General features: G+C 65.2%; 11 protein-coding genes and 1 pseudogene. 4 read left to right on the forward strand and 8 right to left on the reverse strand.

The annotated features are described in order from the left end of the window. Together AB4118_RS12920 and AB4118_RS12925 are read left to right on the forward strand one after the other, a co-directional pair. Positions 1 to 1,188 (forward strand): CaiB/BaiF CoA transferase family protein, encoded by a 1,188-nt coding sequence (locus AB4118_RS12920; protein WP_441490109.1) that lies wholly within the window; start codon positions 1 to 3, stop codon positions 1,186 to 1,188. Next, positions 1,181 to 2,851 (forward strand): thiamine pyrophosphate-binding protein, encoded by a 1,671-nt coding sequence (locus tag AB4118_RS12925; protein WP_441490110.1) that lies wholly within the window; start codon positions 1,181 to 1,183, stop codon positions 2,849 to 2,851. Before AB4118_RS12920 ends, AB4118_RS12925 begins: the two co-directional genes overlap by 8 nt. Here the strand turns inward: AB4118_RS12925 and AB4118_RS12930 are convergent. The 8 genes and pseudogenes from AB4118_RS12930 to AB4118_RS12965 all read right to left on the reverse strand — a co-directional run bounded on the left by AB4118_RS12930 (position 2,842) and on the right by AB4118_RS12965 (position 9,844). After that, positions 2,842 to 3,426 (reverse strand): cytochrome b, encoded by a 585-nt coding sequence (locus tag AB4118_RS12930; protein ID WP_441490111.1) that lies wholly within the window; start codon positions 3,424 to 3,426, stop codon positions 2,842 to 2,844. The genes AB4118_RS12925 and AB4118_RS12930 overlap by 10 nt on opposite strands. Next, positions 3,423 to 3,986, reverse strand: coding sequence for a YceI family protein (locus AB4118_RS12935; protein ID WP_441490112.1), 564 nt, complete (start codon positions 3,984 to 3,986; stop codon positions 3,423 to 3,425). The genes AB4118_RS12930 and AB4118_RS12935 overlap by 4 nt, the downstream gene beginning before the upstream one ends. Before the next feature lie 171 nt (positions 3,987 to 4,157). Beyond that, the gene (locus AB4118_RS12940) at positions 4,158 to 4,769 is read right to left on the reverse strand and encodes an HdeD family acid-resistance protein (RefSeq protein ID WP_441490113.1); all 612 of its coding nucleotides are present in this window, start codon (positions 4,767 to 4,769) and stop codon (positions 4,158 to 4,160) included. 243 nt (positions 4,770 to 5,012) lie between these two features. Continuing rightward, positions 5,013 to 5,563 (reverse strand): annotated as a pseudogene (locus AB4118_RS12945) (isochorismatase family protein). Continuing rightward, complete coding sequence (tal, locus tag AB4118_RS12950; RefSeq protein WP_441490114.1) at positions 5,563 to 6,537, reverse strand: transaldolase; 975 nt, start codon at positions 6,535 to 6,537, stop codon at positions 5,563 to 5,565. Before tal ends, AB4118_RS12945 begins: the two are co-directional and overlap by 1 nt. Positions 6,538 to 6,647: 110 nt before the next feature. After that, positions 6,648 to 7,484, reverse strand: coding sequence for a carbohydrate ABC transporter permease (locus tag AB4118_RS12955; RefSeq protein WP_113515117.1), 837 nt, complete (start codon positions 7,482 to 7,484; stop codon positions 6,648 to 6,650). Then, positions 7,484 to 8,371, reverse strand: a complete 888-nt coding sequence (locus AB4118_RS12960) for a carbohydrate ABC transporter permease (protein WP_441490115.1) — start codon at positions 8,369 to 8,371, stop codon at positions 7,484 to 7,486. Before AB4118_RS12960 ends, AB4118_RS12955 begins: the two co-directional genes overlap by 1 nt. A 99-nt stretch (positions 8,372 to 8,470) precedes the next feature. After that, entirely contained in the window at positions 8,471 to 9,844 is a 1,374-nt protein-coding gene (locus AB4118_RS12965) for an ABC transporter substrate-binding protein (protein ID WP_441490489.1), read from the reverse strand. 276 nt (positions 9,845 to 10,120) lie between these two features. On the opposite strand from AB4118_RS12965, the gene AB4118_RS12970 reads away from it, so the two are divergent. Both AB4118_RS12970 and AB4118_RS12975 read left to right on the forward strand, forming a co-directional pair. After that, positions 10,121 to 11,107 carry an ABC transporter substrate-binding protein gene (locus AB4118_RS12970; protein ID WP_441490116.1) on the forward strand — a complete coding sequence of 329 codons (987 nt, stop codon included), beginning with the start codon at positions 10,121 to 10,123 and terminating at the stop codon, positions 11,105 to 11,107. A gap of 23 nt (positions 11,108 to 11,130) precedes the next feature. Further along, positions 11,131 to 12,873 carry an ABC transporter permease gene (locus tag AB4118_RS12975; protein WP_441490117.1) on the forward strand — a complete coding sequence of 581 codons (1,743 nt, stop codon included), beginning with the start codon at positions 11,131 to 11,133 and terminating at the stop codon, positions 12,871 to 12,873. The last annotated feature ends 3 nt before the right edge of the window (positions 12,874 to 12,876 follow it).

Consider the following 12,876-nt stretch of genomic DNA (forward strand, 5'->3'; position numbering starts at 1 on the left):
ATGACGACTCCTCCCCTTGCCGGCCTGCGCGTCCTCGAACTCGCGCGCATCCTTGCCGGCCCCTGGATCGGCCAGTTGCTGGCCGATCTCGGCGCCGATGTCGTCAAGGTCGAAAGCCCCGAAGGCGACGACACCCGCAACTGGGGTCCTCCCTTCGTCGAAGGGACAGACGGCGGCACGCTCTCGGCGGCCTATTTCCACAGCGCCAACCGCGGCAAACGCTCGATCACGGCCGATTTCCGCACGGAAGAGGGCCGCGCCCTGGTGCGCAAGCTCGCCGGCCATGCCGATGTGGTGATCGAGAACTTCAAGGTCGGCGGGCTCGCCAAATACGGGCTCGACGCCGCCTCGCTGCGCAAGCTTCATCCGAACCTGATCTATTGCTCGATCACCGGCTTCGGACAGGACGGTCCCTATGCCGAGCGCGCCGGGTACGACTTCCTGATCCAGGGCATGGCCGGCTCGATGTCGATCACCGGCCAGCCCGACGGTCAGCCGACCAAGGCCGGCTATGCCAAGACGGACATCTTCACCGGGCTCTATGCGACCGTCGGCATCCTGGCGGCGCTGCGGCGACGCGATGCCACCGGCGAGGGCGCGACGCTCGACCTCGCCTTGATGGACACGCAGGTCGCCGTGCTCGGCAACCAGGCGCTGAACTACCTGGTCTCAGGAAAAGCCCCGGCCCGGCTCGGCAACGCCCATCCCAATATCGTGCCCTACGAAGTCTTCCCCGTCGCAGACGGGCACATCATCATCGCGACCGGCAATGACGGGCAATACCGCAGGCTTTGCGACGTGCTTGGCCGCTCCGATCTCGGCAGTCATGCCGATTATGCCGACAACAAGGGCCGGGTCGCCAACCGCGCAATCCTGATCCCGATGCTGGCCTCGCTGACCGCCCGCCGCCACAAGGCCGAACTTCTGGCTGCGCTGGAAGAAGCCGGCGTTCCGGCCGGCCCGATCAACACGATCGACGAGGTCTTTGCCGATCCGCAGGTGGTGGCCCGCGGCATCAAGGTCGACCTGCCTGCCGCGGCTGCGGCCAAGGGCGCGATCCCGACCGTCGCCTCGCCCATCGTCATCGACGGCGAACGGCAGGTCGCATCGCGGCCTAGCCCTCGGCTCGGCGAACATCAAGACGACATCCTGAACGACCCCGCCTGGGGAGGGCATACACATGGCTGAACGGACTGGCGGGCAGATCCTCGTCGACCAATTGCTGATTCATGGCGCGACCGACGCGTTCTGCGTGCCCGGCGAGAGCTATCTCGCCGTGCTCGACGCGCTGCATGACGCGAAGCTGAAGGTCACCATCTGCCGCGCCGAAGGCGGCGCCGCGATGATGGCCGAGGCTGCCGGCAAGCTCACAGGCAAGCCCGGCATCTGCTTCGTCACCCGCGGCCCCGGCGCGACCAATGCCTCGCCGGGCATTCATATCGCCGACCAGGACTCGACCCCGATGATCCTGTTCGTCGGCCAGATCGAGCGCGGCATGCGCGAGCGCGAGGCCTTCCAGGAACTCGATTACCGCGCCGTCTTCGGCACCATGACGAAATGGGCGACGGAGATCGACGACGCCGCCCGCATTCCCGAGATCATCAGCCGTGCGTTCCATGTCGCGACAGCCGGCCGCCCCGGCCCGGTGGTGATCGCGCTGCCCGAGGACGTGCTGACCGACCTCGCCGACGTCGCGGACGCAGAACCCTATCAGGTCACCGAGACGCATCCCTCGCTGCTGCAGACAATCGACCTGCAGAAGCGGCTCTGGGCCGCGAAATCGCCGATTGCCATCCTCGGCGGCTCACGCTGGAACCCGCAGGCGATCGAGCGTTTCCAGCGTTTTGCCGAGCGCTTCGACCTGCCGGTCGCGGTCTCCTTCCGCCGGCAGATGCTGTTCCCGGCCAACCATCCGAATTTTGCCGGCGATCTCGGCATCGGCCCCAATCCGAAGCTCCTGAAGCGCATCCAGGACAGCGATCTCGTGCTGCTGGTCGGCGGCCGCCTCTCCGAGATGCCGAGCCAGTCCTACACGCTGTTCGGCATCCCCAATCCGGGCCGGCCGCTGGTGCATGTCCATCCCGATCCGGAAGAACTCGGCCGCGTCTACCGGCCGAGCCTCGCGATCAATGCCTCGCCGACCGCCTTCTGCGCCGCCTTGGAGACCGTTCATCCGCCCCAGACGATCAACTGGGCGGGTGCGGCGGCCGAAGCGCATGATGCCTATCTCGCCTGGAGCGAGCAGCCCGCCCCGGTACCTGGCGCCTTCCATCCCGGCGAGGCCGTCACCTGGCTGCGTCGCTACCTCCCCGACGACGCGATCCTCTGCAACGGTGCCGGCAACTACGCCACCTGGGTGCATCGCTTCCATCGCTTCACCAAGTTTGCGACGCAGCTCGCGCCGACCTCCGGGTCTATGGGTTATGGCGTGCCGGCGGCAATCGGCGCCAAGCGGCTGTTTCCCGAGAGAACGGTGGTCGCCTTCGCCGGCGACGGCTGTTTCCTGATGAACGGCCAGGATTTCGCGACGGCCGTGCAGTACGAACTGCCGGTGATCGTCGTCGTCGTCGACAACGGCATGTACGGCACGATCCGCATGCATCAGGAGAAGCACTATCCTGGTCGCGTCTCGGCAACGACGCTGAAGAACCCGGATTTCGCGGCCTATGCCAAGGCTTTCGGCGGCCATGGCGAGCGCGTCGAGACCACGGCCGAGTTCGCTCCGGCCTTCGAGCGCGCGGTCGCCAGCGGCAAGCCGGCGATCATCCACTGCCTGCTCGATCCCGAAGCGATCACGCCGGCAAAGTCGCTCTCCACGATCCGCGAGGAAGCCTTCGCCGCTCAGCGCTGATCGCCGCGGAGCGCGACCCATCTGCGGCCGAACCACATGCGGCGCAGCAGACCGTCACGCCAGATCAGCACGTGAACCAGCGCCGCCGCGACATGAATCGCGGCGAGCGCGAGGAGAAGATTGCCCGCCCAGGCATGCAGAGACTGCATCAGCTCATAGGTCGCCTTGTCGGGCCCAATGAGATGCGGGACGGCAAGCCAGCCGAAATAGAGCGTCGGGATCTGCAGCGGCGCGGCCGACACCATGAGCAATCCCGTGACAGGCAGCGCGATCAGGCAGACATACAGGCCTGCATGGACCACGTCGCTGGCCCGCTGCAGCCATCGCCCAGCATTCGCCGGCGGCGGCACAGGGGCGACCATGCGCAGGACAAGCCGCAGCACGATCATGCCTGCGACCGTCAATCCCACCGACTTGTGCAGTTGGTAGAGTTCGAAACGCTCGACGAGGTTGCGGCTTTCATCGCGCATCGGCGACGCGATCAGGAACTGGGCAATGACCAGCAGCAATGTCAGCCAATGCAGCGCGACGAGGGCCGGGTGCCAGCGCATCGGCCGCCCCACCACCTCGCTCATCGCGCAAGCTGCCCCTTGATCACAAGCTCGACCGCGTCATCGACGACATTGACCTCCCGGCCGAGTTCGAATGCAGGGCGCAAAAAGGTGCCATTGGCCTGGAAGGGCAGCTTTTCGCCGCGCCTGGCCCTGTCGATGTCGCCATCGACGACAGCCATCACCGTAATGGGTCGGGTGATCGAACGGATGGTGAGCTGCCCGCGTATCTCGAGGCTGCGGTCGCCGGTGCGGGTCACCGCAGCAGAGGTGAAGCTCGCGGTCGGATAGCGCCCCGTATCGAGCATGCTCTCGCCCTTGATGAAGCCATCCATGAGGGCAGAGCCGGCCTGGAGCGAACCCGTCTCGATCGTGACCCTGATCCGGCTGCGTTCAGGCCGATCGAAATCGAGCGCCAATGTCCCATCATAATGCGTGAAATGGCCGGTCGCGACGACTGCCCCGAAGCGGCGGGTCACGAAGCTGATATCGGTGACCCCGCGCTCGATCCGCCAGGTCGTTTGCGCCGCTGCAGGCTCGGCGACGACCAGGCCGGCAATCACGAGGGCGACATAACGGAGCATCCCGCCATTGTCGCGCCCATGATGGCCGGGCCGTGGCACCCAGCCCCGCACACGCAAAGGTGATGCCGCCCTAAAGCATCGGCCTGAAAAGTGGATTGCGACTTTCGGGAAAGCCGGTGCAAACACAAAGGGTTAGATCACCGGACCGGATACGATGTCCGGTCCGATGATCTAGCCTGCCTGCGGCGTCGCTCGCCTGGCGGCGGCGCCATTGAAGGTCGAACGGATCGCCATGGCCAATGCGACACAAGCCCAGCCCTGGAAGATCAGCTCGATCGCGAGGAAGGTGCCGAGGACCCAGAAGCTCGAGGCCGGCCATTGCGCCAGGATCATCCCGCCGAGCGCGAGTGAAAGCAGCCCGGAGACCAGAACCCAGATCCAGACCGGCGTCGGCCGCGTCTGGAAGGCGACGATGATGCGGAAGATGCCGGCTGCGACCAGGGCACAGCCCGCCAGAAGCGTCAGCGACGCCGTCGCCACGACCGGGTTGATGAAGGTCATGATGCCGACGCCGAGATAGAGCAGGCCGATCAGCACATGCATCAGCAGGCTTTTCCAGCCGCTGTGCCGGAAGGCGTCGATCAGCATGACCACGCCGCCGGCGAACATCATCGCGCCGAACCAGATGGCGCTGGCGACGCTGAGCAAGGCGGAAGCGCCAAGCCCGAGCACGCCAAGGATGACCAGGGCAATACCGGCTGCGAGCAGCCAGCCCCAGTTACGTCGCAAAGGCAGGAGATGCGTACCGAGAGAAGGTGGTTGATGCGCGGGTGCGTCCGACATGACCAGGCCCCCAGTGGAACTTCACGAAGGCTCCCACCACCGGGGCTCGCCGTCAACTCCGGGCGCACCCTAGGGGCGAACCGCTAATGTTCTCAATAGGTTGCCAGACCGGCCAAAAGATCGAAAACGGCGCCGGCGGAGAAACTGCAGCGCTCACTCGCCAGCCAGGCGACGAGCTCGGCCAGCTCATCGGCCGTTCCCAGCCGTCCGAGCGCGCTCTTGCCGACCGCGCCGGGCCGCCATTCAGGCGAACGCGACCTGAGCCAGCGGCGTGACGCGGATCGTCGCGGAACCGGCATCGAAACCGTCCAGCAGGGCATTGTGATGCGCCACGATCTGCTCGACCTGCAACGTATCGCTGTCGGCCGTCGTATGCGCATCGGCGACGAGCGTGACATCGAAGCCCAGGCTGACGGCACGCCGGCAGGTGGTGTCGACGCAATACTGCGTCATCAATCCGGCGATCACGAGATGGCCGATCCTCCGTTCCGCAAGCACAACCTGCAGGGCTGTGTCGTGAAAGGAATCGCAGGCCGTCTTGTGAACGATGATGTCGCCCGGGTGTCGCGGCAGGTCGGGATGAGTTCCCAGCCCGGGGTCCCGGTTTCCAGGCGGTGCCCGGCCGGGCCGTCATGCTGGATGAAGATCACCGGGCGGTGGGCAGCATGCGCGCGGCCGATCAACTCGGCCAGGCGCTCGCGCACTTTCGCAAAGCGCTCCCCGACGACTGCGCGCGCAGCTCCAGGCACGGCCAGGATGTCGCGCTGGACGTCGATGATGACAAGTGCCGTCATCAAGCGGCCTTGGCGCCCTCGAGGCGTGCATCGACCAGCTTGCGCAGGCTGCGCAGATCCTTGACGAAGCCGCGAATGCCTTCGGCGAGCTTCTCCGTCGCCATCGCATCCTCGTTCAGCGCGAAGCGGAACGCCTTCTCATCGAGCAGCAGCTTCGCGGGTGCCTTCCCGGAATTGTCCGGCGAGAGCCTGCGCGGCAGGTCGCCCTGCGCCGCAGCGAGCTCGTCGAGCAGGCCGGGGCCGATGGTCAGCCGGTCGCAGCCCGCCAGCGCCTCGATCTCGCTCGTGTTACGGAAAGAGGCGCCCATCACCACCGTGTCGATGCCGTAGGCCTTGTAATAGGCATAGATGGTGCGGACCGAGACCACGCCGGGATCGGTTTCCGCCGTGTAGGGGCCGCCGCCGGCCTTGACGTGCCAATCGAGGATTCGACCGACGAAGGGGGAAATCAGGAAGGCCTTCGCATCCGCACAGGCGATGGCCTGCGGCAGCGAGAAGAGCAGGGTCAGGTTGCAGTCGATGCCCTCTGCCTGCAGCACCCTGGCCGCCTGGATGCCCTCCCAGGTCGAGGCGATCTTGATCAGGATGCGCTCCCGCCCGATGCCGCGTTCCTGGTAGGCAGCGATGATGGCACGGGCCTTGTCGATGCTCGCCTGCGTGTCGAACGAGAGATCGGCATCGACCTCGGTCGAGACCCGTCCAGGGACGATCCCGGCAAGTTCGGCGCCGAAGGTCACGGCCAGCCGGTCGCAAACCGCATGCACGCGGGCGTCGCTGGAACCGGCAGCCTTCCGGCCCCAGACAATCGCCTCGTCGACGAGATGGGCATAGGCCGGGGTTTCGACGGCCTTGAGCAGCAAGGTCGGGTTCGTGGTGCAATCGACAGGCTTCAGACGGCGCACCGCTTCGATATCGCCGGTATCGGCGACGACGGTGGTCATCTTGCGGAGCTGGTCGAGCTTGGAAGCGGTCATGGCGATCCTGCCGAAATCGGTGTCTTGAACAATGGTCAAACCTGCGGCGCTCTTCCGGCCCGGTCAAGCGAGTAGGCCGGAAGGACGGCTGCGCGCACGGCGCAGATGGGTCAGCTCTTGACTGCCCCCGATGTCAGGCCCCCGACCATGTTCTTGCGGAAGCCATAATAGATCACAGCCGGCGGGATGGCGTAGAGCAGGCCCGCGGCCATCAGCAGATTCCAGGGTGCGTCATCCGCCGAGAGGAAGAGTCCAAGCCCCACCGCCAGAGGCACCGCCTTTTCGCTCGAGAGCAGCAGGAAGGCGTAGAGATACTCATTCCAGGCGAGCAGCAGCGCGTAGATGCCGATGACCACCATCGACGGCTTCATCAGCGGCAGATAGACCATGCGGAAGAGCTGCAGCGAGGTCGCGCCATCCATGATCGCCGCCTCGTCGAGTTCCTTCGGCAGCTTGTCGGAGGCCTGCTTCAGAACCCAGATCGCATAGGGCGAAGCCAGCGCGACCATGGCGAGGATCAGCGCAGTCTGCGTGTTGAGCAGCCCGTAGGAGCCCATCGCCTTGTACATCGGGATGGCGAGGAAGGCGGCCGGGATGAGGTAGGTCGCCAATGCCAGGTTCATGATCGTGCGCCCGCCCCTGACCCGCAGCCGGGCGATGGCGAAAGCGGCGCAGGTGGCAACGAAGAGCGTCAGCAGCCCCGTGGCCACGGCGATGAAGAAGCTGTTGAACATCTGCAGCCAGAAATTGGTCAGGTAATAATGCTGCTGCTTGAAGACGATCTGGAAGTTCTGGAGCGTCGGCTGATCGGGCCAGAGCTTGCCGGCCAGCATCGACTCCTGGTTGGAGATCGAGAGCACGAAGAGATGGTAGATCGGCAGAAGGGTCCAGAGCAGGACCGGGATCGCGATCAGGATCAGCTTGCCTTCGTCGAGAACCTTTTTCATCACTCGGCTCCCTTGGACAGGCGCTTCACCATCACGAAGACCATCGGCAGGATCAGCGGCATCGCGACGATGATGGAGGCGATACCGAGATCCAGGTTGTTGTTGCGCATGTAGCGGATGCCGAGTGTCGCCAGCACATGGTTCAAGTCGCCCGGCCCACCCCCGGTGAGCAGGTAGACGCTGTTGAAATCACCCAGCGTCCAGATCATCGAGAGCATGGTCGAGGTGACATAGAGCGTCGCCAGCGACGGCCAGGTGATGAAGCGGAACTGCTGCCACCCGTTGGCTCCGTCGACGCTCGCGGCCTCATAGAGATCCTGCGAGATCGCCAGGCGGCCGGTGACCAGGATCAGCGTCCAGAACGGCAGCGACTTCCAGATATGGACCATGATCGAGCTCGCGAAGGCGAGTGTCGGGTCGGTGAGCCAGCCCGGCCCCTCGACGATGCCGAACCAGTGGAAGAGCTGCTGGTTGAGCATGCCGTTCTCCGGGTTCAGCATCACCCGGAAGGACAGGATGGTCGGAATCGAGGGCACGGCCCAGGGCAGGATGAACAGCACCAGCACGATGCGCACCCAGGCGCGCTGCTGCACGAAGAAGCCCGAGAGCCAGAGCGCGAGCAGGAACTTGAGGTTCACCGCCACGAACAGGAAGATGATGGTATTGACTACCGTGCGAACGAAGATCGGGTCCGCGAAGAGCGCGCGATAGGACTGCCAGTTGAGCCCCAGCCAGAGGCCGTAGCCGACCGGGTAGACCACCATCACGGCGAAGACGAGAATATAAGGCATCAGCATCAGCGCGCCCCAGAGCGCCCTGTCTCGCGTGTGGCCCGAGGTCATTTCGGCCGATACCGTTGCCGGTGCTGACATGGTGGTGGCGGTCATCAGTCGTCCTCCGAGGCCCCGCATTCTTTCGACGGGTCGGCATCCCGCGGCGTGTTCGGCCGCAGGATGCCGTTTTCGCGGTCGTTCAGGTCGTCGGGATCAGCCGGCGATCTGCTTGATGCGAGCGATCATCTCGTCCACGGCCTGTTCGGGCGAGATCTTGTCCTGGACAACGCGGTTCACCGCCTTGGCCCAGACGTTCTCGGCATTCACGGTCGTGAAATTGTAGTTGTAGACGAACTGGAATGGAACAGTGCCGTCCTTGTACTGCTTGTAGACGACCGCGCGGTGCGGGTCCTTGCCATCCGACCAGAACGGAGCCTCGATGCCCTTGAGCGTCGTCGGCACCCAGCGCCCAGCCGAGCCCTCGACGAAGGGACGCAGGTTCTCGTCCTTCATCAGGAAGGCCATGAACTCCTTGCCGCGCTTCTTGTTCTTCGCATCGGCGAAGATCACGGCCGTCTTGACCGCCGCCAGATTCGTCATGGGGCTGCCATCCGGCTTCCTCGGGAACTCGGCCGTGCGGATGTTCTCCTCGTAGTTCTTCTTCGCCGTCGCCCGCTGCTCGGCGGTCAACGCCGGATTGTTCATGTCGTCCATATGCTTGCCGGCGATCGAGATCGTGGCGTTATGCGTGGCGACGGTCGTGCGGTTGTGGAACGCGACGTTGTTGTCGGGGTCGAGCCAGTTCACCGACGAGGGCGGGGTGCAGCCGCGCTGGAAGATGTTCGCATAGGCCTTGACCGCCTCGATCATCCCGGCCCGGTTCTTGGGCTGATCGAGGACGATCTTGCCGTTCTCGTCGACGACCTGCGCGTTGAAGGCGTTGGCGAAGGTCAGGAAGCTGTAGAAAGTGTCGGAGGCGGCGACGCCCATGGGATGGCCGATGCCGTAGATGCGCTTGCCCTTGGCCCGCAATGCGCCCTGAACCTTGTCACACCAGAAATCCCAATAGCCGTCCCAGCCCTTGGGGATGTCCGCTTCCTTGAAGCCCGCCTCCTCCAGCATGTCCTTCCAGTAGGTGATGTGCATCATCTGCTGTTCGACGGGGAAGGCGTAGTAGGATTTCTTGCCGGCCTTGCTGTTCATCAGGAAGGTCGTCGCCAGCGCCTGCGGCTGGAACTCTGCCTTCATCGGCTCGATCACGTCGGTGACGTCCTCGAGCTTGCCGTCGAAGGCCCATTTCCCGGTCGTGCGGAAATCATAGGTGGTGCAGAAGCCGACATCGGGAGGCGTTCCGGCCTCGACGGCGCCGACCGACTTGGTCACGCAATCCTCAGTCGCATAGAGCGAGAGATCGACCTTGACCCCCGTCGCTCTCTGGAACTTGTCGACCACCGCGAGCAGGGCATCGTCCTCGCCCTTGTAGAATCCCTTGGTGAACCAGACCGTCACCGTCTCCTGCGCAACGGCGGCGCCGGACCAGCCGGCGGCGATCGCCGCGAAGGCTGCACCGGTCACGAGATAACGCATGGATTTCATTGAGAACCTCCCATTTCAAACGTTTAAATCTGACGTTTTGGTACGCCTTCACCGAGGAGACTAGTCGAAAACCCGTTCGACAAACAAGCCGGGCAGATGCGGGAAATTCGGGCAGACCGGGCCGTTGGCCCGGTGGCGCATCAGCACCTTGTGGAGCAGTTGCACTGCCGCAAGCGGCCCCGGTGATGACAGGTCACGGATGTGTCATATACGCGGTCTACCGCGAGTGCCGGAGGCCGGCCGGCCGACGGACAGGAGAGAAAGACAATGCATTCGAAGGCGATGATCGCTCTGGCTGCGACGGGCCTTGCCCTTTGCCTGGCCCCTCTCGCTGTCCAGGCGGCCGAGGGCAAGCTGGTTCTCTACACCAGCCAACCCAATACCGACGCCCAGCAGACCATCGATGCCTTCAAGGCGAAATACCCCAAGGTCGAGATCAGTTTCGCGCGCGACGGCACACCGCGCATCATGGCCAAGCTCAGGGCCGAGATCGAGGCCGGCGCGCCACAGGCCGATGTTCTTCTGATCGCCGATTCGGTGACGATGGAAGGGCTGAAGCAGGAGAACCGGCTGCTCGCGCATGAAGCCGCCGCGACATCGGCCTATCCCGCCGGCATTCACGACCCGCAGAAGATGTGGTTCGCGACCAAGCTGATCACCACCGGCATCGTCTACAACACCAAGGCGGGACTGAAGCCGACCAGCTGGCTCGACCTCGGCAAGCCGGTGGTCAAGAACCTGCTGGCCATGCCGAGCCCCCTGAACTCCGGCGCAGCTTTGATCCACACCATGACGCTCGCGGGCAACCTGCCCGGTGGCTGGGGCTATTATGAAACCCTCAGGAACAACGGTGCGCTGGCAGCAGGTGGCAATGGCGACATCCTGAGGCAGGTCGCGACCGGCGAGAAGCTCTACGGCATGATCGTCGACTTCATGCCGATCCGCGAGAAGGCCAAGGGCGCGCCGGTCGAGTTCGTGTTCCCGAGCGAGGGCGTCTCCGCCGTCAGCGAACCGGTCGCGATCCTCAAGAGCACCAGGAATCCGGAGGCCGCCAAGGCGTTCGTCGATTTCCTGATCTCCAGGGATGGCCAGGAACTTGCCCTGAAGCAGGGCTATGTCGCGGCACACCCCGACGTTGCGCTGCCCGCGGGCTATCCCGAGCGCGCCGCCATCAAGCTGATGCCGTTCGATGCGGCCAAGGCGCTGGCCGACGAGACCGCGGCGCGCAAGCGCTTCAGCGCGATCTTCGAGTAAGCCCAAGCCAGGCCGGACGCAGCATGACCCTCGTCGCCCGCTCCGACCGGCCGCATATCGGGCAACCTCGGTTCCTGCCGGGGTTGCACCTGCCTTCAGGGCTCGGGCTGCCCGTGCTGGTGGCGCTTTGCGTCCTGGTCTTCGGTGGCCTTCCCTTCCTGCGCCTCCTGCTCGCCGCTTTCGCGCCCGGCGGCCGGTTCATGCCGGGTGCAGCCCTCGCCGAAATCGGCAGCCGGGCCGCTCTCACCGCGACCTTGCACAGCATCGAGACCGCCGGTCTCTCTGCGCTCGGCGCCTTCGCGATTGGCGGCGCCGTCGCGATCCTGCTCGCGGTGACCGATCTACGCGGCAAGCGCCCGCTGGCCTTCGCCTTCGTCTTCTCGATGATGATCGCGCCGCAGGTGGCGGCGCTCGCCTTCCTCAGCCTGACCGCCCCCCACTCTCCCATTCTTGGCGCGCTCGGCCTGACACCTGCACCGGGAACGCCCAATCCCCTGCTGGGCCGCGGCGGGATCATCCTGGTCATGGCGCTGCATCATGCGCCGCTGGTCGCGATCACGCTCTGGAGCGGGCTGCGCAGCATCCCGCATTCCCTGGTCGAGGCGGCGCAGCTCGAAGGTGCGGCGCCACCGACGATCATCACCCGCATCCTGCTGCCGGTGCTGCGCCCGCAGATCGTCGCAGCCGGGTTGATCGCCTTCGTCGCCGGCATCGGCAATTTCGGCATTCCTGCACTGCTCGGACTGCCGGTGAACTATCTCACCCTGCCAACCCTGATCTACCGGCGGCTTTCGAGCTTTGGACCGGCGGGGCTGCCGGATGCCGCGGCGCTGTCGTTGCTCGTCGCGCTGGTCGCCGGCCTCGGCATTCTCGCAAGCATCCTTGCGACGCGCCGCGGCGGCAAGGTCGAAATCGAGCGCCCCTTGCAGCCCTTCTGGTCTCTCGGCAGCGCCCGTCCCTTCGTTACGGCCGGTCTCTGGCTCCTGATCGCCCTTAAGCTCGGCCTGCCCTTCCTCGCCTTGCTCAGCGAGGCACTGACGCCAGCGCTCGGCGTCGCGCTCTCCTGGCAGAGCCTGACCTTCGACAAGTTCACCGAGGTGCTGCTGCGCCAGGACGTGACAGCGCGCGCCTTCCGCAATTCCTTCCTGTTCGCCGGCACCGCGGCGGTGATCCTTGCGCTGGCCTCGATCGCCTTCGCCTACGCGCTGGAGCGGCGAATGGGCAAGGCGAGGCGTGTCGTCGAACTCGTCATCGAACTGCCCTACGCCTTGCCCGGCGTGGTGCTCGCCATCGCCTGCATCCTGATGTTCCTGAAGCCGCTGCCGCTGATCGGCGTCAGCATCTATGCGACGCCGTTCATCATCCTCTTCGCCTATCTGGCGCGCTTCCTGCCGCTGGCGCTGAAGGCCCCGATCGCGGCGATGGCGCAGATCGAGGCGCATCACGAAGAGGCGGCGAAACTGGACGGTGTCACGCTCTGGCAGATGCTGCGTTTCATCGTGGCGCCGATCCTCGCCCCGGCTGCTACGGTCAGCGCATTGATGGTGTTCCTCGTGGCCTTCAACGAGCTCACCGTCTCGGCGCTGCTCTGGTCCTCGGGAACCGAGACGCTGGGCGTCGTGCTGTTCAGCCTGAAGGAAGCCGGGCTCGCCGGCGAGGCGGCAGCGGTCGCCATCAGCGCCTCGGCGGTGATCCTTGGCGTGATGCTGCTGCTCGACCTTTGCGCCAAGCGCCTGCCGGAAAATGTCCTGCCCTGGCGGATCTGAGCG

Origin of the sequence: Allobosea sp. 2RAB26, from assembly GCF_052115465.1 — a bacterium.
Lineage (GTDB): Bacteria > Pseudomonadota > Alphaproteobacteria > Rhizobiales > Beijerinckiaceae > Allobosea.